Origin of the sequence: Pseudidiomarina terrestris (genome assembly GCF_030466405.1) — a bacterium.
Classification (GTDB): Bacteria; Pseudomonadota; Gammaproteobacteria; order Enterobacterales; family Alteromonadaceae; genus Pseudidiomarina; species Pseudidiomarina terrestris.
Genome location: NZ_JAGGJF010000001.1, coordinates 253,513 through 280,401, shown reverse-complemented (window position 1 = coordinate 280,401; position 26,889 = coordinate 253,513). Strand labels below are relative to the sequence as shown.

At 52.4% G+C, this 26,889-nt stretch carries 29 protein-coding genes; 28 read left to right on the top strand and 1 reads right to left on the bottom strand.

The genetic code is table 11. From position 1 onward, the window contains the following. The first annotated feature begins 13 nt into the window (after nt 1-13). The 4 genes from J6J34_RS01270 to hslR all read left to right on the top strand — a co-directional run bounded on the left by J6J34_RS01270 (nt 14) and on the right by hslR (nt 3,820). Nucleotides 14-634, top strand: a complete 621-nt coding sequence (locus J6J34_RS01270) for a YfgM family protein (RefSeq protein WP_301719571.1) — start codon at nt 14-16, stop codon at nt 632-634. Then, on the top strand, nt 631-1,827 hold the full coding sequence (bamB, locus tag J6J34_RS01265) for an outer membrane protein assembly factor BamB (RefSeq protein ID WP_301719572.1): 1,197 nt from the start codon (nt 631-633) through the stop codon (nt 1,825-1,827). The genes J6J34_RS01270 and bamB overlap by 4 nt, the downstream gene beginning before the upstream one ends. Nucleotides 1,828-1,829: 2 nt before the next feature. Continuing rightward, nucleotides 1,830-3,302 (top strand): ribosome biogenesis GTPase Der, encoded by a 1,473-nt coding sequence (der, locus tag J6J34_RS01260; RefSeq protein WP_301719573.1) that lies wholly within the window; start codon nt 1,830-1,832, stop codon nt 3,300-3,302. A gap of 143 nt (nt 3,303-3,445) precedes the next feature. Continuing rightward, on the top strand, nt 3,446-3,820 hold the full coding sequence (gene hslR / locus J6J34_RS01255; RefSeq protein WP_301898373.1) for a ribosome-associated heat shock protein Hsp15: 375 nt from the start codon (nt 3,446-3,448) through the stop codon (nt 3,818-3,820). A gap of 62 nt (nt 3,821-3,882) precedes the next feature. Here hslR and hslO read toward each other — a convergent pair whose 3' ends face one another. Next, entirely contained in the window at nt 3,883-4,710 is an 828-nt protein-coding gene (gene hslO, locus J6J34_RS01250) for an Hsp33 family molecular chaperone HslO (RefSeq protein ID WP_301898372.1), read from the bottom strand. 132 nt (nt 4,711-4,842) lie between these two features. Between hslO and gspC the strand changes: the two genes are divergently transcribed. From gspC to J6J34_RS01130, 24 genes are all read left to right on the top strand, one after another. After that, on the top strand, nt 4,843-5,778 hold the full coding sequence (gspC, locus tag J6J34_RS01245) for a type II secretion system protein GspC (RefSeq protein WP_301836054.1): 936 nt from the start codon (nt 4,843-4,845) through the stop codon (nt 5,776-5,778). 13 nt (nt 5,779-5,791) lie between these two features. Then, the gene (gspD, locus tag J6J34_RS01240) at nt 5,792-7,903 is read left to right on the top strand and encodes a type II secretion system secretin GspD (RefSeq protein WP_301836052.1); all 2,112 of its coding nucleotides are present in this window, start codon (nt 5,792-5,794) and stop codon (nt 7,901-7,903) included. Next, the gene (gspE, locus tag J6J34_RS01235) at nt 7,896-9,371 is read left to right on the top strand and encodes a type II secretion system ATPase GspE (RefSeq protein WP_301774415.1); all 1,476 of its coding nucleotides are present in this window, start codon (nt 7,896-7,898) and stop codon (nt 9,369-9,371) included. The genes gspD and gspE overlap by 8 nt, the downstream gene beginning before the upstream one ends. A gap of 2 nt (nt 9,372-9,373) precedes the next feature. Next, nucleotides 9,374-10,618, top strand: coding sequence for a type II secretion system inner membrane protein GspF (gene gspF, locus J6J34_RS01230; protein ID WP_301898371.1), 1,245 nt, complete (start codon nt 9,374-9,376; stop codon nt 10,616-10,618). A 12-nt stretch (nt 10,619-10,630) separates the two neighbouring features. Continuing rightward, nucleotides 10,631-11,053, top strand: a complete 423-nt coding sequence (gspG, locus tag J6J34_RS01225; RefSeq protein WP_301898370.1) for a type II secretion system major pseudopilin GspG — start codon at nt 10,631-10,633, stop codon at nt 11,051-11,053. After that, entirely contained in the window at nt 11,019-11,594 is a 576-nt protein-coding gene (locus J6J34_RS01220) for a pilus assembly FimT family protein (RefSeq protein WP_301898369.1), read from the top strand. Before gspG (J6J34_RS01225) ends, J6J34_RS01220 begins: the two co-directional genes overlap by 35 nt. Then, the gene (gene gspI, locus J6J34_RS01215) at nt 11,591-11,956 is read left to right on the top strand and encodes a type II secretion system minor pseudopilin GspI (protein ID WP_301719582.1); all 366 of its coding nucleotides are present in this window, start codon (nt 11,591-11,593) and stop codon (nt 11,954-11,956) included. The genes J6J34_RS01220 and gspI overlap by 4 nt, the downstream gene beginning before the upstream one ends. After that, nucleotides 11,953-12,528 carry a type II secretion system minor pseudopilin GspJ gene (gene gspJ / locus J6J34_RS01210; protein WP_301774418.1) on the top strand — a complete coding sequence of 192 codons (576 nt, stop codon included), beginning with the start codon at nt 11,953-11,955 and terminating at the stop codon, nt 12,526-12,528. Before gspI ends, gspJ begins: the two co-directional genes overlap by 4 nt. Continuing rightward, a complete protein-coding gene (gene gspK / locus J6J34_RS01205) occupies nt 12,512-13,591 on the top strand; it encodes a type II secretion system minor pseudopilin GspK (protein WP_301898368.1) in 1,080 nt (359 codons plus the stop codon). The genes gspJ and gspK overlap by 17 nt, the downstream gene beginning before the upstream one ends. Beyond that, nucleotides 13,591-14,730, top strand: coding sequence for a type II secretion system protein GspL (gene gspL, locus J6J34_RS01200; RefSeq protein WP_301774420.1), 1,140 nt, complete (start codon nt 13,591-13,593; stop codon nt 14,728-14,730). The genes gspK and gspL overlap by 1 nt, the downstream gene beginning before the upstream one ends. A 3-nt stretch (nt 14,731-14,733) precedes the next feature. Then, complete coding sequence (locus J6J34_RS01195) at nt 14,734-15,246, top strand: type II secretion system protein GspM (protein WP_301719586.1); 513 nt, start codon at nt 14,734-14,736, stop codon at nt 15,244-15,246. Further along, nucleotides 15,243-16,016 carry a type II secretion system protein N gene (locus tag J6J34_RS01190; RefSeq protein WP_301898367.1) on the top strand — a complete coding sequence of 258 codons (774 nt, stop codon included), beginning with the start codon at nt 15,243-15,245 and terminating at the stop codon, nt 16,014-16,016. The genes J6J34_RS01195 and J6J34_RS01190 overlap by 4 nt, the downstream gene beginning before the upstream one ends. A 50-nt stretch (nt 16,017-16,066) precedes the next feature. After that, complete coding sequence (locus J6J34_RS01185) at nt 16,067-16,894, top strand: mechanosensitive ion channel domain-containing protein (RefSeq protein ID WP_301836034.1); 828 nt, start codon at nt 16,067-16,069, stop codon at nt 16,892-16,894. Nucleotides 16,895-16,972: 78 nt separating this feature from the next. Beyond that, complete coding sequence (locus tag J6J34_RS01180; RefSeq protein WP_301836033.1) at nt 16,973-17,293, top strand: hypothetical protein; 321 nt, start codon at nt 16,973-16,975, stop codon at nt 17,291-17,293. A gap of 98 nt (nt 17,294-17,391) precedes the next feature. Continuing rightward, nucleotides 17,392-18,081 (top strand): YjbF family lipoprotein, encoded by a 690-nt coding sequence (locus tag J6J34_RS01175; RefSeq protein WP_301836031.1) that lies wholly within the window; start codon nt 17,392-17,394, stop codon nt 18,079-18,081. Further along, on the top strand, nt 18,078-18,950 hold the full coding sequence (locus J6J34_RS01170) for a capsule biosynthesis GfcC D2 domain-containing protein (RefSeq protein WP_301836030.1): 873 nt from the start codon (nt 18,078-18,080) through the stop codon (nt 18,948-18,950). The genes J6J34_RS01175 and J6J34_RS01170 overlap by 4 nt, the downstream gene beginning before the upstream one ends. Next, nucleotides 18,890-21,109: a YjbH domain-containing protein gene (locus tag J6J34_RS01165; RefSeq protein WP_301898366.1), complete on the top strand. Its 2,220-nt coding sequence runs from the start codon at nt 18,890-18,892 to the stop codon at nt 21,107-21,109. The genes J6J34_RS01170 and J6J34_RS01165 overlap by 61 nt, the downstream gene beginning before the upstream one ends. 22 nt (nt 21,110-21,131) lie before the next feature. Continuing rightward, entirely contained in the window at nt 21,132-21,545 is a 414-nt protein-coding gene (gene gspG, locus J6J34_RS01160) for a type II secretion system major pseudopilin GspG (protein ID WP_301898365.1), read from the top strand. Beyond that, a complete protein-coding gene (locus J6J34_RS01155) occupies nt 21,542-23,239 on the top strand; it encodes a GspE/PulE family protein (protein WP_301898364.1) in 1,698 nt (565 codons plus the stop codon). Before gspG (J6J34_RS01160) ends, J6J34_RS01155 begins: the two co-directional genes overlap by 4 nt. After that, nucleotides 23,239-24,438, top strand: a complete 1,200-nt coding sequence (locus J6J34_RS01150) for a type II secretion system F family protein (protein ID WP_301719596.1) — start codon at nt 23,239-23,241, stop codon at nt 24,436-24,438. The genes J6J34_RS01155 and J6J34_RS01150 overlap by 1 nt, the downstream gene beginning before the upstream one ends. Then, the gene (locus J6J34_RS01145; protein ID WP_301719598.1) at nt 24,435-24,923 is read left to right on the top strand and encodes a type II secretion system protein; all 489 of its coding nucleotides are present in this window, start codon (nt 24,435-24,437) and stop codon (nt 24,921-24,923) included. The genes J6J34_RS01150 and J6J34_RS01145 overlap by 4 nt, the downstream gene beginning before the upstream one ends. Next, a complete protein-coding gene (locus tag J6J34_RS01140; RefSeq protein ID WP_301836016.1) occupies nt 24,907-25,344 on the top strand; it encodes a type IV pilus modification PilV family protein in 438 nt (145 codons plus the stop codon). The genes J6J34_RS01145 and J6J34_RS01140 overlap by 17 nt, the downstream gene beginning before the upstream one ends. Beyond that, entirely contained in the window at nt 25,308-25,994 is a 687-nt protein-coding gene (locus J6J34_RS01135) for a PulJ/GspJ family protein (protein WP_301836014.1), read from the top strand. The genes J6J34_RS01140 and J6J34_RS01135 overlap by 37 nt, the downstream gene beginning before the upstream one ends. Continuing rightward, entirely contained in the window at nt 25,987-26,862 is an 876-nt protein-coding gene (locus tag J6J34_RS01130) for a hypothetical protein (RefSeq protein ID WP_301898363.1), read from the top strand. The genes J6J34_RS01135 and J6J34_RS01130 overlap by 8 nt, the downstream gene beginning before the upstream one ends. The last annotated feature ends 27 nt before the right edge of the window (nt 26,863-26,889 follow it).

Below are 26,889 nucleotides of genomic sequence, written 5' to 3'. Positions count from 1 at the left end.
TACAGAGGTCGAAATGGAAACAGAAGAACAACAAATTGAGCAGTTAAAAACCTTCTGGAATGAGCATGGCAAGGGTATCGTTGCCGGTCTGGTGATAGGTTTTGCACTATTTTACGGGTGGCGTTATTACGATGCGCAAACAGTAGCAGCGCAAGAAGCTCAGTCAGAACAGTATCAGCAGATCGTGGTCCAGCTGGAAACGGACGGCGAGGCAGCACTCACTGCGGCGAAACAGTTCGTTGAAAACGAAAAAGGCAGCACTTACGCGACTTTAGCAGCTTTTGAACTCGCACAAGATGCGGTTAACAAAGGTGATTTAGAGACGGCGATTACTGCTCTGCAAACGGCGCGTGATCACCAGAGCGGTGCACTGAAGTTCGTTGCTGATTTGCGTCAGGCGCGCTTGCTGTTAGCGCAACAGAATTACGATGCGGCGCTTAACGCTTTAACAGAAGTGAGCACAGCAGCAGGTTTTGCCAGCAAAGCAGCTGAGCTACGTGGTGATATCTTGCTTGAGCAGGGCGACACCAGCGGTGCGCGTCAAGCTTATCAGGACGCCATTGCGGCAGCAGAAGACGACGGTTCAACAGTACTTGTTGAAACGAAACTCAACAGCATTCCGGCGGCATCATGAAACCAATTAAGTACCTGCAGGGCACGCTCCTGGCAGCTGTGGCACTTAGCCTGAGCGGCTGTTCAATCTTTGGTGGTGACGAGCTCACCTACAAAGAACTGCAACCTTTTAATGAGACCGTAACTCCTGAGGTGGTCTGGGATGAGTCTGCCGGCGGCGGTATTGACGACTTTTTCTCCCGCTTGAACCCGGTGGTTTCTGACAATCTGGTGATTGCAGCAGATCGCGCCGGTCGGGTCACAGCTTTTGATCGCGAGTCGGGCGACCGTGTCTGGCAGCGTGATTTGCAGGCTGAATTTGCCCAGTCTGGCGAAGGTTGGCTAGGTCGGGCCGAGTCGCTTCGGATTAGCGGCGGTTTAAGCGAATACAACGACAAGGTCGTGTTGGGCACGGAAAACGGTGACTTGATTGCCCTGAACGCTACTGATGGTCAGGTGCTATGGCATCAAAAAATCAACGCAGAAATTCTTTCGAATCCAGCTTTGGATGCGACCCACGCAGTGGTTGCCGCCGGCAACGGCGAAATCTTTGCGTTCTCGATGGATGACGGTGAGCCACTGTGGAGTCTGCCAACGGATGTACCGGCACTCACCTTGCGCGGCACTGCATCACCTACGCTCGCGTCAGGTGGTGCCATTTTTGGTACGGCCACGGGTAAACTTAGCGTCGTGGTCACCAGCAATGGTCAACAGGCCTGGGAAACGCGTCTTGCGGTGCCAAAAGGCGCCACCGAATTACAACGACTGGTGGATGTCGACAGCACACCTTTAGTGCGTGGCAATACCATTTACAACGTCGCCTATAATGGCCAGCTGGCTGCGGTAGAGATCCGCAACGGCCGGGTCATTTGGCAGCGCGAGTATTCGTCTTTCCAGAATCTGGCATTACAAGGCTCGATCCTGTACGTGACCGACGTTGATGATCGCGTCTATGCAATTAATACCGACGGCGGTATTGAAAACTGGGTCAATGACGATTTAGAAGGTCGCGAGCTGACTGCTCCGGTCTATTTCAACGGCCAGATCGTGGTCGGTGACGACTTTGGCTACTTACACTTTATCGATGCAAAAACCGGTGAAATGGCAGGCCGTTTAGATGTGGGTGACCCCATCTACGTGGCACCTGTGGTTGCCGAAGACAAGCTTTATCTGCAAACACGCGACGGCACATTACTCGCGGTAAGGACTAACTAAGAATGTTACCTGTTGTGGCCTTGGTCGGCCGCCCGAATGTGGGCAAATCTACCCTGTTTAACCGGCTTACCCGAACAAGGGACGCACTGGTAGCAGACTTCCCAGGTCTGACGCGCGATCGTAAATACGGTCGCGCGAATTACGATGGTTATCAATTTATCGTTATTGACACCGCCGGTGTTCATGGCGATGAGGAAGGTATTGATGCCGAGATGGCGTCGCAGTCTCTGCGCGCTATCGACGAAGCCGATGTAGTGTTGTTCATGGTCGATGCCCGCGATGGCATCACCAGCGCCGACATGGGCATTGCCAAACATCTGCGCAATATCGGTAAGAAAGCGTATGTGGTGGCGAATAAAATCGATGGTATTGACGCTGAAGCGGCACAGGCGGATTTTTACGAGCTGGGCTTAGGCGAGATTTATGGTATCGCTGCTGCGCATGGACGCGGCGTTGAACAGCTGCTGACACGCTGCTTTACTCCGCTGACGGATGACTACCCGGAGCTTTTGGTGGCCAACAGCGCAACCGCTGAAGCTACTGTCGATGGCGAAGCCGTCGAGGCGAGCGAGGATTTAACCCACGACCAGATCGACTACGACAGCCTGCCGTTGAAGCTGGCTATTGTCGGCCGTCCGAACGTGGGTAAGTCAACACTCACTAACCGTATTCTTGGTGAAGAGCGGGTGGTGGTGTTTGACATGCCAGGCACCACCCGTGACTCGATTTACATCCCCATGGAACGTGATGGGCGCGAGTACATTTTGATCGATACCGCTGGCGTGCGCCGGCGCGGCAAAATCGACGAAACCGTAGAAAAATTCTCGGTCATTAAGACCCTGCAGGCAATTGACGACGCCAACGTGGTCATCTGCGTGGTCGATGCGCGGGAGACGATTTCCGATCAAGATCTGAACCTGATTGGTTTTGCCCTGAATGCCGGGCGCTCCATTGTTATCGCGGTGAATAAGTGGGATGGTCTGACAAATGATCATCGCGAAGAGATTAAGCGTGAGCTCGACCGCCGTCTTGGTTTTGTCGATTTTGCCCGGGTGCACTTCATCTCTGCCTTGCATGGCAGCGGTGTTGGTAATCTCTTTGAATCGGTGCTCGAAGCTTATGCCAGTGCCACGCAACGGGTCGGCACTTCGAAACTGACCCGTATCCTGGAAACTGCGGTTGACGAGCATCAGCCCCCCTTGGTGCGCGGTCGCCGGGTGAAGCTTAAATATGCTCACGCGGGTGGCTACAATCCGCCCCGGGTGATTATTCATGGCAATCAGGTCACAGATTTACCAGGTTCCTATCAACGTTACCTGACCAACTATTTCCGTAAGTCGCTGGGGATCATGGGAACGCCGATTAAAGTTGAGTTCCGCGAATCGGAAAATCCGTTCGCCGGTCGCAAGAATAAGCTCACCACCACTCAGCTGCGTAAGCGCAAGCGCTTGATGAAGTTCATCAAGAAAAAATAAATTGGTTGCTACCTGAACTGCTGCCCGAAGTTTTACTTCGGGTCTGGCGCATACCTATGCGCTGAAATTGATGTGAGGTGTCGACTCGACTATCTTTTTAGTAGCGAGCATGAGTAGCTTAAAAAGGATAATCAGGATCCCCTATGGAAAACGTACGTCTTGATAAATGGCTGTGGGCGGCACGCTTTTATAAAACGCGTTCGTTGTCGAGGCAGATGGTTCAGTCAGGCAAGGTCCAGGTCGACGGCCAGCGGGCCAAGCCAGCGAAAACCATTGTTACCGGGCAGTTGATAAAACTGAGCCAGGGCAGCAGCGTCATGGAAGTAGAAGTGCTTGAGCTCAGTGATCAACGCCGCGGAGCACCTGAGGCGCAAAAGCTTTATCAGGAAACACCGGAATCCATCGAGCGTCGTGAACGCGAAACCGAGCTACGCAAAATGAATGCGATGAACAATCCACACCCCGATCATAAGCCCGACAAAAAAGAGCGCAGACAGCTGCTTAAAATGAAGCGTTAACGCTAATTGACGAGCGAAGCCCACAGTCAAACTGCGGGCCCGGTATAGGAGATAGTGCGGGTTTACAGATCCGCTTCAGTGAAACGGTACTCAGTCAGGCAATAGTCACAGGTCATGACAATTTCGCCTTCCTCACGCAAGACTTCAGTGATTTCTTCAGCAGGAACCGTAGCTAAAGCTGCAAGGGTGCGATCACGTGAGCAACCGCAGTGGAAGTTGACCCGCTGGGCACCATAAACTTCGACCTTTTCCTGATGATACAAGCGGTGCAAGATCTCTTCGCCATGCAGTGTGTACAGCTCATTCGCGGTCATAGTTGAAGTCAGCGTTTCCAGATGTTTAAACGCACTAAGGTCATGCCCTGCTGCGGGCAGCACCTGTAGCATCATTCCCGCGGCATATTCGCCATCAGCGTTAAGCCAGATCCGCGTGTGCAATTGTTCAGATTGTGCAAAATAATTTTCAACCACTTGCGCCAGGCTATCAGCATTGGCATCAACCACGCCCTGATAACGCTCGCCTTGGTCAGGCGTGATGGTGATGACCATCACCGCTTTACCTAATAAGGTACGAAAATCATTTTCGTCATCAGCAATATCAGCACGCAAGCGGGCCAGGCCCCGCAAGTCCTGTTCATGGGAGCCATTTACGGCAAGAAAATTAATCGGGCCATCGCCCTGAACTTGCAGGTTAATATGGCCCTCAAACTTCAAGGTTGCGCTGAGCAGCGCCGTGGTCGCCATAAGCTCACCGAGCAGTCGTTGCACTGGCGCCGGATAGTTATGCCCTTGCAGCATGCGCTGATAACTGGTACTTAGTTGTACAAGCTCGCCGCGCACGTCTTGCTCAGAAAAGGTATATCGGTAAAGTTGGTCAGTGGGGTAGTTCATGTCACTTCATCACTATGTAATATTTTGTACGCATAATACCATATTCACCTAATTTGATCTGTTCAGTTCGCACCTAAGGGGTTAGAATGAATTTCAACTCTGTGTTGTCACAAAATTATAACGAAACCAAGCATGCAGATTCAGAATCCACAATTAAAGCGTCTATTCACACTGGTTAGCGAACCGCGAATTCTTCGTGGTTTACTCTGGATGCTGACTGCATTGTTTGCGGTCTATGCAGTCTGGCTGTTGGCGCAGCTTACCTGGCAACTGATTGCGCCTGCGAAAGCACCTGCCAGCGGACCCTTGGTGGTACAGCTTACGCAACAGTCTCAGGGCAGCCAAGGTCGCGTTGCCAGCCTCGCCGATCTTAATCTTTTTGGCACCACCACCGTCAAGCAAGACTCCAGTCGCGCACCTAAAACCAACCTTAATGTACGTTTGCTCGGGGTAACGGCGAGCTCCGTGCCGGCACGTTCGGCGGCCATTATTGAAAAGGATCGCAATCAGGAAGTGTACGTAGTGGGCGATAAAATAGCAGGCACCCAAGTCACCATCGAAGAGATTTACGCGGATCGCGTAATTCTCAATAATAGCGGTGTATTGGAAACGCTCGAACTGGAAGGTATTGGCGAACTGAGTGAGGGATTATCATTGACGCTGGATAGCCAGCAGTCAGCACAACGAGAACCTGAACAGCAAACCGATTGGGCGGACAGAGGCAGTCGTTATGACCCCTCCCAGCGCCAAGCCATGCAGCGTGTGCGTTCCGGCGGCGCCACGGCGTTAATGGATGTGATTCGCATTATCCCCGCAATGTCCGGTGAGGGTTTGCAAGGCTACCGGTTATCACCAGGAAATAATCCGGAGCTATTTACGGCCGCTGGATTTCAACCCGGCGATATTGCGGTGGCAATCAATGGCCAGGATTTAACCAATGTAGCAAGTGCCCAAGTGGCAATCGATGAACTTCGACAAGCGCGCCAAGTCATTGTGACGGTGTTGCGCGATAATAATTATCTCGATCTGGAACTTACTGTTCCTGACGAGCAACCGAACGCTAACTAGAATAGGACCAACTATGCGCATTTTCACCACCGCATCGATTTGGCTCACCAGCATGAGTTTAGCCTGCGCTCTTGGCGTCAGTGCCAGTGCTTTTGCGCAACAAGCCCAACGTGGAAGTACTAACGAGCAGCCTGTTGAATACGCTGCCAGCTTCAAAAATACAGATATTACCGAGTTCATTCAGGTCGTCGGTCGAAACCTGGAAAAGACCATGATTATCGATCCCGATGTGCGCGGAACCATTGATGTGCGCAGCTACGATGTAATGACTGAAGAACAGTACTGGCAGTTCTTCCTGAACGTACTGGAAGTCTATGGCTTTGCTACGGTCACTATGGAATCCGGCGTGGTCAAAGTCATGCGTGACAAAGATGCGCGTAACGGTGCGATCCCCGTAGTGGATGATAATGCATTGGGTGGTGATACCTTGGTGACTCGCGTTGTGCCGGTGAACAATGTCAGTGTACGTGAACTCGCACCACTATTGCGGTTGCTGGCGGACAGCAGCGGTGGCGGTAATGTGGTTAGCTACGACCCCTCAAACGTCATTATGATCACCGGTCGCAGCGAAACCGTGCAGCGTCTGACTGAAATTATTGAGCGCGTTGACCGTGCCGGTAATCAGGACGTTGACGTGGTGAAGCTTGAATACGCGTCTGCCGCGGAAATCGTGCGCATCGCCTCGGCGCTCTATGAAAAAGCGAATGAAGGTACGCCCCCCTTGTTGATCCCGAAAGTGGTTGCCGATGAACGCACCAATTCCGTGATTGTCAGTGGTGAGCCGCGCGCCCGCCAACGCGTCGTGGAGCTGATTAACCGTCTCGACCAGGACCTGAAAAGCGAAGGCAATACCCGGGTGTATTACTTAAAGTATGCCAAAGCCAAAGAGCTGGTAGAGGTGCTACAGGGCGTCAGCGAGAGCATTCAGGCAGAAATGAGCAGTGCCGGGGCACCGAATCAGCAAGCGCGGATGACGCGCACAGGTGGTGGTGGACCGAATAATTCGCAAATCAATATATCTGCACACGAAGACAGTAATTCATTAGTGATTACTGCCCAGCCTGATTTGTTGGCTAATCTGGAAAACGTGATCCGTCAACTGGATATCCGTCGCGCTCAGGTACACGTAGAGGCCATTATCGTTGAGATTCTGGAAGGCGACGGGATTGACCTTGGCCTGCAGTGGATTTCCGAAGACGGCGGTATGGTGCAGTACTCGAATGGTCGTCAGGTGCCTATTGGTCCACTCGCCGCGGCCGCTTATCAGGCGCGTGAGCGGGAAGGGCGTACCACCCAGACCATCGTTGACAGTAATCTGGTCACGACCACCGAGCCTGATGAACCCGGCGACGTGAGCTTGCTCGCGGAGCTGTTGGGCAACGTGAACGGTATGATGATTGGGGTGGTGAAAAACGATTGGGGTGCGATCTTGCAAGCCGTGTCGACCACCACCAACTCAAATATCCTTGCTACGCCGAGTATTATGACCGTCGATAACGAAGAAGCTTCTTTCTTAGTGGGTCAGTCGGTACCGACCATTACCGGTGCTACAGCTGGCGATAACAATACCAATCCGTTCCAGACGGTCGAACGTGAAGATATTGGTATCAAGCTTAAAGTGACGCCGCAGATTAATGAAGGCAACGCGGTGCAGCTGATTATCGAGCAGGAAGTTTCCAGCCTGAGTGGCGCTACCGCAGTAGATATCACTATCAACAAACGCTCACTGAAAACCACAGTGATGGCTGACGATGGCGAAACCATTGTGCTTGGTGGCCTGATCGATGAAGACGTGCAAGAAAGTGAGTCGAAGATCCCATTGTTGGGTGACATACCCCTGGTCGGCGCACTGTTTCGCAGTACTTCAACTACTCGTCAGAAACGTAACTTGATGATATTTCTGCGCCCGACCATCGTTCGCGATACTTCGACCGCGCAAGGTCTGAGTAGCCGCAAATATAACTACATGCGCGCCCAGCAACTGAAGCGTCAGGATAAGGGCATCACCTTAATGCCAAATACGGATACGCCGGTACTGTCTGAGTTTGAAGAGTCAGAATTGGCTATTCCACCGGAGTTACAGGAGTATCTCGATAAGCATAACGGAGGCAACGGCAATGACTAATGTTGCCGAAGTCGCAGCGCGAATTGCGCCACGGCGCCTGCCGTTTGGCTTTGCCAAGCGCTATGGCGTGGTGGTCGCAGACGTGCAGGCTGAGGGCGAAGCAGATGCGCATTGCACTGTGCACTGCCGGAACGATGTCGAACGAAGTGTACTGATTGAGGTGCGGCGTGCCTTAGGCATGCCATTTACCGTGATTGAGCACCAAGCCGATGAGTTTGAGGCGATTCTGACCCAGGCCTATCAGCGTGATTCCTCCGAAGCGAAGCAGCTGATGGAGGATATTGGTAATGAGACCAATTTATTTTCATTAGCCGATGAGCTGCCGCAAACAGAAGACTTACTCGAAAGTGAAGACGATGCGCCCATTATCAAACTGATCAACGCCATGTTGTCAGAAGCGATTAAAGAAGGGGCGTCGGACATTCATATCGAGACTTTTGAAAAGGACCTGCTCATCCGCTTCCGTATTGACGGCGTCTTGCGTGAAGTGATTCGTCCTAACCGCAAGCTCAGCTCGTTGCTGGTCTCGCGGATTAAGGTTATGGCACAGCTCGATATCGCGGAAAAACGCGTGCCGCAAGATGGCCGCATTAGCTTGCTTATTGCTGGCCGAGCGGTCGATGTGCGGGTTTCAACCATGCCGTCAAATCACGGTGAGCGGGTGGTGCTACGCCTGTTAGATAAGAATAACGCCCGTCTAAACCTGCAACAGCTGGGGATGACCGAGGCCAACCGCAATATTTTTGCCCAGCTGATTACCAAACCCCACGGCATTATTTTGGTCACTGGTCCCACGGGGTCAGGTAAATCAACCACGCTGTATGCCGGTTTGATGGAGATCAACTCCAAAGACCGCAATATTCTGACCGTCGAAGACCCCATCGAGTATGCCATTGACGGGATCGGCCAAATGCAGGTCAACCCGCGCGTGGACATGACCTTTGCCCGTGGTTTGCGGGCAATACTGCGGCAAGATCCCGATGTGGTGATGGTCGGTGAGATCCGTGACGTGGAGACAGCGCAAATTGGCGTACAGGCTTCCTTAACCGGTCACCTGGTGCTCTCAACCTTGCACACCAATACCGCAGCAGGTGCCATCACGCGTCTTGAAGATATGGGGGTTGAGCCGTTCTTATTGAGCTCATCGCTGCTTGCGGTGTTATCGCAACGCTTGGTGCGCACCTTGTGTGAAGACTGCAAAATTCAAATCACTGCAGAAAGTCAGGAGTGCCGGGCTGTGGGTTGTGATAAATGTAACCATACTGGCTACCGCGGACGAACCGGTATTCACGAACTGCTGGTGGTGGATGAACATATTCGTGAGCTGGTGCACAACGGTCATGGCGAACAGGCCATTGAAAAATATGTCCGTAAAACCACACCGAGCATCCGTCAGGACGGGCTGGATAAAGTCATGCAAGGCATCACCACACGCGAAGAAGTGTTGCGTGTGACGCGCGAGGAATAACTATGGGCGCGTTTTCCTATCATGCGTTGGACGCCAACGGACGTAAAAAGACCGGCGTACTTGAAGCGGATACTGAGCGCCAGGTGCGTCAGTTATTGCGTGACCAGGGCTTATTGCCGGTTAACGTTGAAGTCGCCGAACAAAGTTCAACGGCAACAAGTGCGGGCGAAGCTGGCCTCAGTGGTTGGTGGGCGCGGCGGAAGATACGGAAAATCAGCTCCTCTGATCTGGCTCTAATCACACGCCAGTTGGCGACCTTAGTTGCAGCAGCCATGCCGATTGAGCAGGCCTTGCTGGCGGTCGCGGAACAAACCGATAAACCACGCCTGCAGAAGCTCGTCATGGCAGTGCGCTCACGGGTCGTGGAAGGGTATTCACTGGCGGTAGCTATGGCCGACTATCCGCACATCTTCGATAAGCTTTTTACCGCAATGGTGGCCGCGGGCGAACGCTCGGGCCACCTTGATGAAGTGCTCAATCGCCTTGCCGATTACACCGAGCAGCGCCACCAACTAAAAGGCCAGCTGACTCAGGCTCTGGTGTACCCGTTCGTGCTGACCTTCGTGGCGATTAGTGTCATTATTTTCCTGCTGGTGTCTGTGGTACCGCAAATTGTCGAGCAATTTAGCAATATTGGCCAGGACTTACCCTTTATCACGCGAGCCTTGTTGGCGGTGAGCGAGTTTTTGCAGTTCTTCGGTCCCTTTATTCTGGTGGCGGGTTTGCTGGCGTTGGTGGTCCTTGGACAGATGCTCCGCAATGATAAGCGCCGCGATAAGTTTCATGCGTGGCAACTGAAACTGCCGCTGATTGGTGGTGTCATAAAGGGTGTGAACACGGCACGATTTGCGCGTACTCTGAGTATCTTGACTGCATCTGCCGTGCCGCTATTGGAAGGCTTACAGATCACCGGTCGCGTACTAAGTAACCGCGCCATGCAGATTGCTGTCAATGACGCGGCGGATCGCGTGCGCGAAGGCTCGTCGTTACGCGCCGCGCTCGCGCAAACCAAATTGTTCCCGCCGATGATGTTGCACATGATTGCGGCGGGTGAAAAGTCCGGTCAGTTGGAACAGATGCTGGGTCGCGCGGCGGACAACCAGGATCGCGATTTTGAAAACACTATGAATGTGGCATTAAAAATATTTGAACCGGCCTTGATCATTGTGATGGCTGCGGTGGTCCTAGTCATCGTGATGGCTATTATTCAGCCGATCTTGCAATTGAATCAGGCGGTCGGCCTGTAATCTGGAGGAAGTATGACAAAAGCAAAAGGTTTTTCACTGATCGAAGTGATGGTGGTCATTGTCATTTTGGGCCTTTTGGCAACGATGATTTTGCCGAACGTGTTGGGTTCAGCAGAGCAAGCCAATCGACAAAAAGTGAAGTCAGATATTGTGGCGCTGGAGAACGCTTTATCGCAGTATAAACTCGATAACGGTATGTTCCCTACCACCGAGCAGGGGCTCGAAGCATTGCTGAATGAACCTACCACGGAACCTACACCGCGTAACTACCGCCGTGGTGGTTACATTCAGCGGTTGCCGCAAGACCCGTACGGTTCAGATTATTTGTTGCTGAGCCCAGGTGAGTACAGTGATATCGATATTTTCTCAGCCGGTGAAGACCGTCAGCCAGGCACCGAAGATGACATCGGCAACTGGAACCTTGAACAGAACTAAGGCAGGGTTCACCCTTGTCGAAATCATGGTGACCATTGCCATCATCGGAGTGTTGGCGATGACGGTGTCCTTTGTCATTCCCGACCAACAGGACGACCAAATCAGCGAGACCGCTGAAGACCTGCATCAACGCATTCGTTATGCACAGGAATATGCACTCGTTCGGCATGCCATTCTCGGGTTACATCTGACTCAGGATGGCTACCGATTTCTGCAGTGGCGCGAGCAGCAATGGCAACCCATCGAACAACGGGGCCTACGGGCGCAAAACTGGCCCGAGGGCATGGTTTGGGAAATCGATAGCGAAACCGAAGAACTGCTCGGGCAGGATGAAGATGCCGTAGAATCCTTTTTCGCTCCGAAAGAGGAGCGTAACAACGATGACGAAGAGGCGGTGATGCCGCAGTTATGGATCCTCGGCAGCGGCGACATTTCGGTATTTACCCTGACGCTTGGTTCGATGGATGTGTTTACCAGTCGCAGCTGGCGTCTGGCCAGTGAAGATGGTTACCAGGTTAGCTTAGAGCCGGTGAATGAATGAAGCCTAAGTCGTCCGGATTCACGCTCATTGAAGTCATGGCCGCCTTGGCCATTTTTGCTATGGCTGCGCTGGCCGGAGTTGCCGCAGCGACGAGTCACCTGAATGACTTAGCTTACATGCAAGAACGGACACTGGCGCGTTACGCAGCGAGCAATGCACTGGCACGATTATCGCTCCGCGAAGAGCCGCAAAAACTGACCCAGGGCGCAGAAACCGTGGGCGATCGACAGTGGCATTGGCGCGCGACCTTTACCGAAACTGTCACCGGCGATGTGCTTTACGTCGAAGTGACCGTCAGACCCAGCGTAGAGAGTACTGACTCCAGCTATGTCCTTGGCCGGTACCTCGAGGTGCAGCCATGAGAGGCTTTACGCTGGTCGAAGTTTTAGTGGCGATGGTGGTGTTTGCCATCATCGGTTTAGCCAGTGCCGCAGTGGTGAACACCATGATGCGAACCAACGAGCAAAGCGCCGAAGCACGCGAACAGCTGGCAGAATTACAACAGGCCATGTTTTTATTGGAGCAGGACCTGCGCCAGGCGGTGTCACGGCGCACCCCAGAGGGCGACTATTATGTCCGTGCCGGTTGGTTTAATCCCGGCAATTTACTGCCGCGTAGCGAATTACAACCGGTGCGTTACCAGATCGATGATCAGAAAAACCTGGTCCGGCAGCACTACATTTATGTCGATATGAGTGCCAGCCAGGAACCCGTAGAACGGGTGATTTTAAAAGGGGTCACCAGTTTCCAGGTGGAGCCGATCATTAAAGGCGAAGAAGGTCAGGATCGCGCCAGCATGGCCGCCGAAATTGAAGATAGCGAGTCGATGGCGATTCCTGATGGTTTAGAAGTGACTCTCGAAACCGAGCGTTGGGGCACCATTGTTCGGGTGTTTGTGCTCAACGGAGGCGATTTCAGTGAACCGGAAATTTGATCTGAATCGCTCGTCACCGCAACGTCAGCAGGGCGTGGCGCTGATTATGGTGCTACTGGTGGTGGCACTGGTAACGGTGTTGGCGGTGCAGCTCAGTGAAAAGTTGCAAATGAACGTTGTTCGCACCATGAACTACCAGCAAACCGAGCAGGCGTATTGGTACATGTTGAGCGCCGAAGAAATCGCCCGCAACTTATTACAGCTGCAACTTGATGAAAGCGATGGTGTGGTGCATCAGGAGCAAGTCTGGTATCAGCAGACGCAGGACGAACGGGTGTACCCGATCGAAGGTGGCGGCTTGGTCAGGGTCGGCATTAAAGATCTGCACAGTTGCTTTAATTTAAACGCACTCAAGGGTGACGGTCTTAGCAACGAGCAGCTGGCGCGACGCAAGGTACAGTTTCGTATGTTGCTACTGGCGGCAGTACCCGACATGGACGCGTATACTGCCGATACTATTGTCGAGAGTCTGGCCGATTGGCTGGATAAAGATGACCGACTCAGTAGCGGCTATGGTGCAGAGCGCGCGGATTATGAGAGTCTCGCAGTGCCGTACCAGGCCGCTAACGACTATTTAGTGCATGAAAGCGAGCTACGGCTTATTCGTGGCGTCACTCAGCCGATCTTTCAAGCGCTGAAGCCGTTTGTTTGTGTGATTCCGAACAGCAATAAGCTGCGCTTGAACTTTAATACGGTCGCCGAGGAACACGGCGAGCTCTTGCATGCGGTGAGCCTTGGCGGGCTGACGACAGATGCGGGGAATGCAGCACTAGTGGAACGTCCGGACGACGGCTACGACCGTGTTGAAGATACGCAAAGCAACTCGATTTTACAGCAAGCGGCACAGCAGACCATTCGGCCGGACTTTGGTGGCGTTCCGCAAGCGAGCGGCGTTACGGCTGAAACCATCGGCGGCATGTTCGACGATCTGGTGGTAAAAAGTAGTTATTTTGAATTAGATACCCATGTTAGCGTAGGCGATATGGTGCTACGCGGGCAAAGTAAACTCTACATAGGTACCGACGAGACCGTGGTGCTCATGCGTGGGTTAGGAGAACCTTAATGGAACAACTGTATATTCATTTGGCGCAGCCGGTGCAATGGCTGATCTGGCATCCTGGTCAGCGGGAAGTCATCGCCAGTGGTGAACTGGCAGATGCGCAAGCGCTCTCACAGCTACGTGAGCAGGCGCAGCGCTGCGAAGTGACGCTGTTCGTACCAGGTCAGGAGGTCAGCTTGACCGAGGTCCGCTTGCCATCAGGTTCACAACGTCTGCTGCCGCAACTGATCCCTAACGCACTTGAAGATGAACTTGCCAGCGAGATTGAGAGTTTACATTTTGCCTGGCCGGCGCATGCCAAACCTGCCGGCGTGGAACAGCCGATACCGGTCACTGTAGTACAGCGGCAACGGATGCAAGACTGGGTGAGCGCCCTCGACGCCGCCGGAATCGAATGCGAAGCGATTTACCCAGATTACTTCATGTTGCCCGTAATGGAGCAAGGCTGTCAGTTAGAGCTGGGTCAATCTATCCTGGTTCGGCAGGGGCAATGGCAGGCCTACAGTGTGGACTATCCGCCCGTGTTTCCGATTGCTGGCGAGAACATCAGCGAGCAGTTTGAACTCCCGTTGCAAGTGGCGTCACTGGGTCATGCCACTGGCAGTATTAATTTGCGTCACGGCGAGTTTAGGGTAGCGCGCAAACGTAGTAAGCAGCAATTTAAGCTACCATGGCGTGCTGCAGGCATTGCCGCGGCTATCGCGCTGGTCGCACTTTTTGCTCAACAGCTGGTGACCTATGTTCAGCTCGGTCAGGAAAATGAAGCGCTAAACACGGCCATTAACGAAACCTACCTGACGGCGTTTCCAAACGAGTCACGCATTGTCAATGTGCGTAGCCAGTTACGCCAGCACTTAGCTGAGGTGGGTAGTAGTGCGACAACGTCCAGCGCAGCGTCTCAGTCAGGACTGAACCTGTTGGCACAGCTTGATTCGGCATTTCGTGCAACACCTGAGTTACAGGTAGAATTACTGCGGTACAGTAATCAAGCGTTGACCTTGCAGGTGAATGCCGATGATTTTGACACTTTGCAACGCTTTCAGGAGGTTGCCGGGCAGTCAGGTTTGTCAGTGAAACAGGGGCAAGTGACCAATCAAGACGGTGTGGTCACCGGCAATTTCGAAGTGCGTGAGGAGAGTTAAGCGATGTTGCATGAACAACTTCAACTACGTTGGCAACAGCTCAATAACCGTGAGCGGTTATTGGTAAGTTTGGCTGGCATCGTACTGGCTATCAGTGTCGTCTATTTTGCCCTTTGGCAACCGCTGCAAAGTGGTATCGAGCAGCGTCAGTTGCAGCGTGACGCACAGCTGGAAACTCTGTCCTGGGTGCGTGAGAACACAGGTCGCTACCTGGCGCTCAAGCAACAGTCAGGACAACCTCAAACGGGAACTACTGCGCGGCGTGCGAATGAACTTGGCGATATTCCGCGGCTGGTCACCGAGTTTGCGCGAGCCCAGCAACTTGACGTCGGACGGATGAATCCGGAAGGCGATAGCTTAGTTGTGGTGCTCAATGATGTCCCCTTCGAACGGGTGTTGGCACTTCTTGATGCGCTTCAGGCTGAATCGGGGCTGAGTATTGAACAACTCGATATCACTCGCGGCAACACACCAGGCCACGTACACGTGCGGCGGTTGAAGGTCGGCCTGGCATGAGTTGGCGTTGGTTACTCTGGTTAATTCCGGTTTATCTGGTCGGCTTGATCGTTTTCGCTCCAGCACGTTTGTTGCTGTGGTTCGTGCCGGCGAACAGTGGTGTTGAGCTAACTGCTGTAGAAGGTAGTTTGTGGCAAGGACAGACCAACCTCAGCTATAAAGTTTCAGCGCAGCAAAACCTGGTCTTTAATGAGGTCAGTTGGAAGTTGGCGCCAACCGCACTGCTAAGTGGCAAGGCAGTGCTTGATTTGCAAATCCCAGCGACCAATGTGGTGGCAGGGGACGCCAGGGCTGAGTTGGGCTGGGGTGGTGATGTGCAAATTTCGGGCGAGTTCGGCGGTAATCTGCAGCAGGCGGTGGTTGCGTACCAGCTACCTGTTCCAGTGACTGTCGACGGGCGCTGGTCACTCAAGCTAGAGAATTTCCAGCTTGCTGATCTAAGCAGTGGCCTTTGGTGTAATCAATTGCTAGGGCAACTGGATACGCGGGGCACGGCGGTTCGTATTAATCGCCAATGGACGGACCTCGGTACGTTTGCCACGGCCTTGAGCTGCACAGCAAATAACGAAATTGTTGCTACTATGAAAGGTAACAACAGTGTCGGGTTAAGTTTTGAGACGCGTTTGGCAGGCAGTTACCAACGACCTCAGGTGGTTATTAACGGCAAGTTGCAGCCTGGAGTGCAAACCCCCCGTGCCATTGCAGATGTGTTAGTGTTTCTGGGCAGAGCCGATGCGACGGGTGCCTATCCCTTTAAATTGCAGTTTTGAGCCAAGTTTTGATAGTTCGACCAATTAAGAAGTAATAAAGGAGAGTAGTAATGGAGAAATTTCTGACCTGGGTAACCGACAACCAGGAGCTTATCGTGAGCTACACGATTAAGTTTGTTGTCGCAATACTCATCCTGATCATCGGTAAGATGATTGCGAACAGTGTCGCCAAACTGATTGGCCGGGGCATGGAGCGTAAAGGTGTCGATGGTGCCGTGATTAGTTTCCTTAGCGCCATTGTCAAAAGCGTTATTTTTATTGCTGCCGTACTGATGGCACTATCCCAGGTCGGGGTGCAAACCACTTCGTTTATCGCGATCTTAGGTGCTGCGGGTCTGGCGATAGGTTTATCACTGCAAGGCTCACTGTCGAACATGGCATCCGGGGTACTGATCATTACCTTCCGCCCCTTCCGGGCCGGGGAGTATGTTGAAGCAGGTGGTGTTGCAGGTACAGTTCAGGAAGTAAATATTTTCCAAACGGTCCTTAAGACCCCTGATAATAAGGTAGTCTTTGTACCTAACGCGCAGATCACCAGTCAGCCAATTACCAACTACAGCCGCGAAGACACGCGCCGCGTTGACTTGTTAATTGGCGTCTCGTACGACGCGGATTTACATAAGACCAAAGAAGTTCTGGAGTCTGTGCTGAAAGCGGATGACCGCTTGCTGGAAGATCCCGCCTGGAATATTCAGGTGCACGCACTGAACAACTCGTCAGTCGACTTTATTGTGCGTCCGTGGGTTAACGTCGGTGATTATTGGCCGGTGTACTGGGATCTGATGCGTGAAATCAAGATTGCTCTTGATAAAAACGATATCGGCATTCCTTATCCACAAATGGATGTGCATTTACATAAAGAGGCTTCACAGAATTAGAACAAGGTGCTAATCTTTAAAGTAATCTTGGAACATTTCCAAAGATTGGCCAATCAAGCACATAGAGGTGTATTTATTATGATCAAACGTACTGCATTAGCTGCAGCAATCAGCTTGGTGTTAGCACCAGCTGCATTTGCTCAGACAGGTGCAACCAGCGCAGAAGGCGACAGTGACGGTGGTGGTTTCATCACTAAAGGTTCTGTAGCCGCGGCTGGTATCGTAGCGTTAACAATCGCTGCGACACTTGACAACGACGACTCAGACGCGACTCCGCCACCGGAGCCTGAGCCGGAACCAGAGCCAGAACCTGAGCCGGAGCCAGAGCCAGAACCAGAACCTGAGCCACCGGTAACCACGACAACGGCTCCAGTGGTAACTACGACAACAGGTTTCTAATCTAGCGTCGATGAACTGAAAAATACCGCAGGTGCGCACTGCGGTATTTTTTTAGGTGCTGAACAAAAAGTAGCCAACAACCAGAAAGCGAACTTTGTATGCGAATCAATTCCCGACTCCTCGTCACCTCTGCACTTTCTTTGCTGGTTCTTGCTGGCTGCAGTACCCGTGTTAAGAATATGGTGGATACTGCAGAAACCGCCTTTTTTGGACACAAGGGACTCGAACTGACTGTCGAGGAAGTCTCAGATTACCCTTACGCTGCGGCTTATGTCCGCACTGATAAATTTCCACAAGTGGTAGCTGTTTTAGATCGCGCTGTTGGTTCCCAGAGGGTCTATCGCACTGGCGGTGAAGAAGCCATCACCACGCAGTATGGTCGCATTTTAACCGCCGCCGGCATTCCCGGAATGCCGCTTTTCACGAGTGCCTGGTCCACTGACCCGCTCGTTTGCTACGCAAAACATGCCGCCAGGACAACCGCGACAGAATGCGACAACACCTGGCAACGCCAGGTTGAAGTTGGCAATTACGGTGAGAACGACATCAGCAAATGGCAGGTGAGTTCGAGGTTTAGCGTAGGTACAGAACGTGACTATCAACATCCCGACGGAACCCAACTACGGGTGATCGAGATTCGCGAGCAAGGGCAAGCGAACCGACAAGAATTTAGTAACACCTTTTATGCCGTTGATGGTCGTATTGTGTATGCAAAGCAATGGGTCTCGCCTGGTATTGGTTACGCAGTCTGGCGTGAGATGAAGCCTTTTGATGGAGATCTGCAATGATGGTTCGCCGTTGCTATCAGTTCGCGTGTCACTTAGTCACTTTTTTGGTTCTGGGTTTTGGCGGCCTTGGAGTGGGGCTGGCTCAGGAGCAGGCGGCGACTGGCGCTGCGCCCGTGACTGTGACAGTGGGTAATCAGGTTTACGCTTTCAGCGAGCGGCCCCGGCTCCTAAAAATCTATCAAGCTGCAGAGCTCGCTCCAGCGGCCTACTGGGCGTCGACTCGACTGCTTAGTGTGCGTCAGACGGAGCAGCTAAAGCAACGCCGGCAGCATGTTTTGCAGCGCCTTGAACGGCTTACTCAGATTGCTACAGCCTCAGGCGAGTTGGAATTAGCTCAAGCTGCTCAAGCTTACGCAGAGCAAATTCACCAGTGGCCATTAGTAGGCGCGGAATGGATTGGCCTGACTAAGATTGATGACAGTCTGGAAGTGCAAAGTGGGGTCGATGTTGAGCGCAAATCCTTGTTTAGTAGTTTTAGCGCGGCAGCCAGTGATATGGATGCCAATCCGTTGTTACCTGCCGGCGATTATCAGTTGCTGCCACCCAAAGCTCTCGGCCCCTGGCAAGTTACTTTAATTTCTGCTGATGGTGTTCAGCAGTTGCAGTTTACGGAACAGGATACCGTCCGCTCGATATTGAAACGAGGCGACGTATTCAGGCAAGATTATAACCTTACCGAAGTCGAGCTGATTGCTATCACTGGCCTTTCAGCGCGCACTAAAGTTGCTTATTACAATGATGCCAAGGCATTACCCCCAGTCCATGGATTGATTTTTGTGCCGTTGGATTTGAGCAGCCTGGATAACGAATGGCAGAACCTGAATCAGCAAATCAGTGCGTTAGCGCGCTATTGGAATCCGCAATCATGACGTTTTTACGCTTTCCTTCATCTCCTCGTAAGCTTTCGGCCGTTGCTTTAGCGCTCAGTGCTGTTGTAGCAACACCTGTGGTGATGGCAGATGAGTACGCCAGCCAATCGGATTTCGGTGGTGTTGGCTTGATGCAAATGCCAAATGCCCGTTTTGCTGATTATGGAACCTTGACGGGCTTGTATTATGACAACGAAGAATATCGTCGACTTGCCATAAGTTTGCAGCTGTTTCCTTGGTTAGAGACCACGGTTCGCTACAACGATATACGACCGATAAAATATAGCTCCGACCCGGATTTTAGTGGCGATCAAACGGGTAAAGACAAAGGCTTTGATGTCAAGTTGCGGCTGCTCCAGGAAAGCTATTGGCTACCGCAGGTTGCTGTAGGTTGGCGTGATTTGGCAGGTACAGGGATCTTTGCCAGCGAGTATGTTGTCGCAAGTAAAAGGTTTGGCCCCGTTGACCTCACTTTAGGTTTAGGGTGGGGCTATATGGGCCGCCGCGATAACATCACTAACCCTTTCTGTGAAGTTTCAGATCGCTTTTGTGTCCGAGAGCCAGGATTTAGTGGCAGCGGTGGTCGATTTGAAACGGACAAGTGGTTTCGTGGCGAAACATCAGTGTTTGGAGGCATCCAATACCAGACGCCGTTTGCCCCATTGGTCTTAAAGGCTGAATACGATGGTAATGATTACAGTGATGAGCGTTTCCTCGGTCGACTTGACGTGGACTCAGCCTGGAACTTCGGCGCTGATTATCAGATTGATGATACCTGGACACTAAAACTGAGTTACGAGCGTGGCAATACCTTCATGTTCGGTTTTTCCGGAGCCCTCGATCTCAATAGTCTTGGCCAGGTAAAAACAGCCAACCGGCGGGTACCCACTCCTAACACCCGCACCGCATTAGCGCGTGCCGAAGACCTCGAAACCGAGCAAAGCACCCGCAAATTGCGCGGTAATGTGTGGCGGCTCGCGGGGATCACCGTCAGTGAGCTGCAAAACGAGAGTTCCGCAGAAGCTGATGGAATAGATACCTTGCGTATTTATGGCACCCAGCGCTATTACCGCGACTATGAAGAGGGGATCCGTCAGGTCGCACGTATCGCCGATCAAAGCCTGCCAGAGAACTACAACTACGTAGAAGTGGTCGAGCAGAACGACCAAATTCAGCTTGCGACCACCAAAATTGATCTCGAAATCGCGCGCAAAGCCATCCATAACACGGACTTTGATACTGAGTTAGCAGATGCTTTCAGCCGCCAGAATACCGACCTTAGCGCCAGAGCAGATGAGGGTTTGTATGAAGCGAAGTACCGTCGGGGCTGGCCGCGTTTCAGCGTCCGTCCGTTCCTGGACCAGAGCTTCGGTAACCCTGAGAATTTCTACATGTACCAGTTTGGTCTCGATCTCAACGCATCCATGTGGCTGGCGCCGGGTACGTTTGCGCACGGAACCATCAGCGGTAACCTGCTCACCAACTTCGACGATTTTAACTTCCTTGTCGATGGTTTTCAGTCGAAGTTACCGCGTGTCCGTACCTACGTCCGCGAGTACACGACCTTCAGTGATATCTGGATGGACAGCTTGCAGCTGAGCCACATCAATCAGCTCGCACCTAATGTTTACACCAGTGTCTATGCCGGTTACCTCGAGCGCATGTTCGGTGGTGTCGGAACCGAGTTGTTGTATCGTGAGTTGGACAGCAACTGGGCCGTTGGCGTCGATCTGAACTGGGTGAAACAGCGTGATTATGAAAGTCACACAGGCTTTCTCGACTACGATACCTTTACCGGTCATATTACCGGCTACTATGAGCCAAAATTTATGCCCAACACATTAATTAAGGCTGCATTTGGTAAATTCCTTGCACAAGACAACGGTCTGCAGTTAAATGTTGAACATAAGTTTAAAAGTGGTGTCATAGTTGGGGCCTACGCGGCGAAGACCAATGTTTCTTCTCGCGAGTATGGTGAAGGTAGCTTTACCAAGGGTTTCTACATAAGTTTCCCAATCGACATCTTACAAACGGAACATAGTCCTAACCGCGGCTTCATTGGCTGGACACCGCTCACGCGTGATGGTGGTCAGATGCTAGGCCGCAGTGTGCAATTGTTCCATGCAACGGATCTTCGGAGTCCGTTTTATAAAGAATAATTACAGAATAGTGGAGTGAACAATGAAACCTAGTGCGCTAGTGGTCAAGCAACGTGGTTTTACCTTGATTGAGCTGTTGATCGTTATTGTGATTTTGGGGTTATTAGCAAGCCTGGTGGCGCCGCAGATGTTCGGAAAAGTTGATTCATCGAAAATCAAAACTGCTGAAACCCAGATGAAGATGCTGGAAACCTCATTGAGTACCTATCGTCTGGATATGGGGCGTTACCCCGATAGCCTAGACCAGCTTTTGACCAGCGATGATGTGAACTGGCAGGGGCCTTACTTTCCGAAAGACGTTCCACCGGATCCTTGGGGCAACGACTATGTTTACCGTATGCCGGGTGACGATGGTGCTCCTTTTACTTTATTGTCGTATGGAGCTGATGGCCGCGAAGGCGGCGAAGAGAATAACGCAGATATCATTTTACAATGAGTACAGCCAACGTCACCCAGCTGTTTACGGAGCGCTTTCGGGTCAATCAGGATGATCTGACCAAAGCGTTGCAATTCCAGAGTCGCAATGGCGGCCAGCTGGAGCAGATATTGGTGCGCATGGGCGCGTTGAGCTCAGAATACTTACCCGCCTATTACGCTGAGGTTTATGAACTTCAGCGACTTGGCGAAGATGAGCAACAAGCCTTGCTCGACGACGACGAGCACTGGACTCAGCTGCATGAACAACTGCCAGCAGAACTCGCCAGTAAAGCTGTCGCCCAGCAATGTGTCCCCATTGCCTACAGTCCCGACCAACCGCTTCTAAAAGTCGTATGTACCAATCCCAGCCAGCCAGCCTTGCTTGAGTTTGTTGCCAACCTTGGTGCGCTGGACCTGCAGTTGGTGGTAGTGGGTGATGATGTTTACAACCAGCTTAAGAATCGCTGGCAGCAGGAAAGTGAGGGACCGAGCGAAGATGCCGGTCTGACCATGCTCGAAGAAGACCGTCTGCGTGAACTCGCGTCTGAGGCGCCCACGGTCAACCTGCTCAATAATCTTATCGCCAAAGCACTGCGGCGCCGTGCGTCAGACATGCACATCGAGCCCTGGAAAGGCAAAGGGCGGGTTCGCTATCGTATTGATGGCGTCTTGCACGAAGCCGATTTTATTCCCATGCACATGGTGCTGCCCGTAGTCACCCGACTGAAATTACTGTCGAGCATGGATATCGCCGAAAAGCGTCGGCCCCAGGATGGCAAAATAGAATTGCGTATCGATGGTCTCAATGTGGACGTGCGGGTTTCGGCATTGCCAGTAGGTGAGGGCGAGAGCGTGGTGATGCGCTTCTTGCTACAAGATAACCTCGCCTATGATGTGAAGACCCTGGGTATTGAGCCAGATGTTGAAGCTGAATTATTGCGCGACATTCAGGCGACCTCAGGGGTCGTTCTGCTGACCGGTCCAACGGGCTCGGGTAAAACCACCAGCCTCTACTCGTTTTTATCGCGTCGCAATGAGCCTGACGTCAAAATTATTACCATCGAAGATCCCGTGGAGTATCAACTCGACGGCATCAATCAGGTCCACGTACAAAGTGACATCGGCTTTACCTTCGCTAACGCGTTGCGCTCGGTGGTACGACAAGACCCCGACATCATTATGGTGGGTGAGATCCGTGATGCCGAAACAGCCGGTATTGCGCTGCAATCCGCATTAACGGGGCATCTGGTATTTAGTACCTTGCACACCAATGATGCCGCCAGTGCTTATACCCGCTTACTCGATTTAGGCGTAGAAGAATTCCTGTTATCGGCAGCGATCAAAGTCATTGTTGGGCAACGCTTGGCACGTAAGCTGTGTCCGCACTGTAAACAGCCTGATCCTGACGCTGCAGCGAACTTCCGCAATATGAAAATGGACTGGTTGCAGGAACGCTTTGCGGTGACGCCAGCCTTACACAAAGCAGTTGGCTGCGACCAATGTGCCAATACCGGTTACAAAGGCCGGGTCGCACTCATCGAGTACATGCGCTGTGATGAGCAACTTACCGCGTTACTTGGTGACGCCGAATTTCTGACCAAAGCCCGCCGGCTGAACCGTGAACGTGGTTACCGTAACCTGCTCGAAGATGGCGTTCTAAAAGCCCTTCGTGGCGAAACCACGTTAGCTGAAGTGGTGAGGGTTGCAGGCTAATGGCTCTGTTCACTTACGTCGCCTATAACACCAGTGGCGTTGAGCAGAAAGGTCGCATCGACGCGGTCGACATGACCACGGCCAAAGCCCGCCTGGAAAGCCAGCAACTGCTGGTCGCCGACATCAAGGAAGCCTCGACAGGACTCAATGCTAACGTCTTTGGCGAGCGCGGTCTTAACATCAGCGATGTTGAGTTCTTTACTGCCGAAATCAGTTTACTGCTTACCTCTGGCCTGCGCGTTGATAAAGGCTTAGAGATCCTCTTGCACAATGTCGAAAAACCGGCATTACGCGATATGTTGCAAAACGTGCTGCAACAACTGAAGCAGGGCCACAAGCTCTCAGACAGCCTGGCGGCATTCCCGGTTTTTAGCTCGCTTTATGTGGGGCTGGTACAGATTGCCGAAGAAACCGGCGAGCTAGCGGCAACTTTCCAGCGCCTTGCTGACGAGCTGCATTACCAAATGGAGCTGCGCGAGAAAATCAAACAAGCGCTGGTCTACCCCGCAGTTATTCTGACGGTGTGTATTGCTGCCATCGTTTTCATTTTTAATTTCGTCGTCCCGAATTTAACCACCTTGTTTCAGGACCAGGAGAATTTACCTGGGTATACCATTGCCTTATTGGCCGTTAGTGAGTTCTTCCTCAACTACCAGTTGTGGCTGGCGTTAGGCTTGATTGGGGGCGGCTTTGCTCTGTGGCATTACCGTGACCAGCCCTGGGTGCAAGCCTTAGGTACCTGGTGTCGCGAGCGCTTGCCGGTGGTGTCCGGTGCCAACTTATTGGTTGAACGGATCCGCTTTAATGCAGCCTTGCATGTCATGTTAAGTGCCGGCGTAGCCATCGACCGCAGCATGAAGCTCGCCGCCAAAACTTTACGTACCGAATCTTTACGGGCGGAAGTGCGTCGTGCCGCTGAGCGTGTTAACCGCGGCGAAAGCCTGGCTGAATGTTTGAGTGAGTCACGCTTGTACCCACCGTACTTCGCCGCACTGTTGAGCATTGGTGAAGAAAGTGGCGAGCTGGCGCGGGTATTTGGCGAAATCGCCGATCGCTCACGTCGTACTTTCTATAGCTGGGTGACGCGCTTTACCAGCTTGCTCGAACCCGCCCTTATCTTGTTCATGGGAGCTGTGGTCGGCACCATAGTGGTCATTATGATGCTAAGTATTTCCGCCGTCACAGACATGCCTATATGATGCGCGCTGCTGCCGATAAGCTTTATCGCGGCTTCACCCTTATCGAGTTATTGGTGGTGCTGGTGATTATTGGCATTGCCGCCAGCCTCATCGGCCCCGTCGCCCTAAGCCAGTACGACCGCAGCAAAGCCACCGCCGAACGCGAGGCCCTGCTGCGCCTGCTCGACCACTATCAATTTCAGGCCTACAGCCAAAACCAAGCCTACACCCTCACCACCCACACCAACCAACTACTTATCCAGAAAGGGCAGCCCTCTGTGGATAAGAAAGGGCTGCCCTTTGTGGATAACTTGCAGCAGAGCGGGGGCGAGGTGGTGGAGTTCGACTATCTGAGTTTTCCAGGGCAGCGGTTGGCGCTGAACCGGAATGGGTTCTGGACACCAGCTAACCTGCGTTGGCAGGAAGGCGAACGTGAGCTCGGGCGGGAACTGAACATGACGCTGATCGAGCTTGGCGAGGAGGTGAGCAATGCGACGCGCGACTAGCGGCTTTACCTTGATCGAAATCCTGGTGGCGATGACCATTTTATTCGCAACGGTGGTCACCGGCGTGATGGCATTTCAGAATAATATGCAGAATTCGGTGAAGGCGGCAGAGGTCACCCATATTCTGACGCAGCTCGATACCGTGCGCAGCAATATTAAATTCAACTTGCAGCATGACGGCCAAACGTCGGGCAGCGAGCTGTTCAGCCAAGACGTAGAGATCGCGTGGCAGGCTGAGCAAATTGCCTATCTGCCACCAGCACCTTTCTATGATGATGGACTAGGCGCTTATAATCAGTATGGTCAACGCTATCGACTCTACGCGATCACTCTGAACATGAACTACGGTAGTACCCAACGCACATTTAACTACGAGGAGCTGGTATGGGACGAAACAATTCGTCAAGCGGCTTCACCCTAGTTGAGACGCTGATTGCGATGGTGCTGCTGTCACTGCTGATGATTAGTGGCGCACTCGCCTACGATTATTTCAGTCAAAACTGGCAGCGCAATAAGGGCCTCGCCGAGAGCTCTGGGGAGCGTCATCATTTGGCCAGCTTAGTGCAGAAAGTGACCTGGAACACCTACTCGAAAGCGGTCTACGGTGAGAACGACCGCCTGGGCTTCTATTTTCTGGGGCGCGCGGAGGGTTTTACCGCGGTGTCTCACACCAGCGTGCAGAATCCTGACGCGGCTGCGGTCTACCGTCTATTTCGTGAAGCCAATGGCGATGGCACCTTCCGGCTGGTGTATGAAGAAGCGGTGCTGACGGACGTTTACCTCAGTCGTGAAGAGCAAGAATTACCCTTTAACTTTCGCCGCATTCTGTATGACAACATCGGTCGCATCGACTTTCGGTATTACGGCTATCAGTCTCTGCGTGAACGCAATGATACAGTATCTGCGGAAGCGGCACAGGCTTACAGTCTGGAATGGTTTAATGACTATGATGGTATGCAGCGCGTGTTGCACCCGCAAGCCATTGAAGTCGACCTGAATGGCTTCCGTTGGCTGATCGAGGTTCCCGATGCAGTTGAATCAGCACTGTCGAGGTATACCCGTGATGTGTAAGCAACGCCTCGAAACCCAACAAGGCATGGCACTTTTTCAGGTGCTACTCATGGTTGCCATTATTTCAGTTTTACTATTGGTAATGAGTCAGCAAACGCGCTCCTCCGTTCAGCGCGCGCAGGCCATGCAGGATCAAGCCGAACTGCAACTAGCACTGGAGTCGACGGCAAACTATCTGGATGCTCTGTTATTAAGCAATGACTGGCTGCTGGCTCGCAATAACCCTGAGAGTCCGCTGGCCGGAGTGAACTTCTATAACTATCCTCACTCCTTACCGCTACCAAATCGCGTTGCGTTCGAGCCGTTAGGATCAGCAGTGAGCCTACAGATGCAAAATGAGAGCAGTCTGCTGAATGTTAGCTTTGAGACGGACAAGCTGGCTGACCTGCTGGTACAGCTCGATGTTGCACCGCAGCGCGCCGAACTCATGACACGCGAGTTACGAGAGTGGCTTATGCAGCCTGATCAGCTGTTCTTCCAATCATTTTCGGACTTAGCTCACCTTAACAACTGGACCATGCGGGATGTGAATTTAATCCGTCCCTACACGACCTTAGACGCTAACATCCATAATCCAGCCTGGGCTCCAGACGAAGTTTTGACCATATTGCTAACCCAGGGGCAAGCTGATACTATCCAAGCATTAAGAAAAAGTAATGATAATGCTGTGGGAATGCTACAAGAGTTCATTAATTTACAGGGTGCTCTTGATAGTGATATTTTTCCGGGGGAACAGCAGCGCATTCGCATCACTGCAGAGCCTGGCGGGTTGCAGCTGTATCGGCGCATCGACTATCGACCGCGGCAGCCAATCCCATTGCGTTTGCATGCTAAGCACTTTCAGCAGGCACAACGAACCGTACAATAACCAGTAAAACAATAAGTACAACGATAA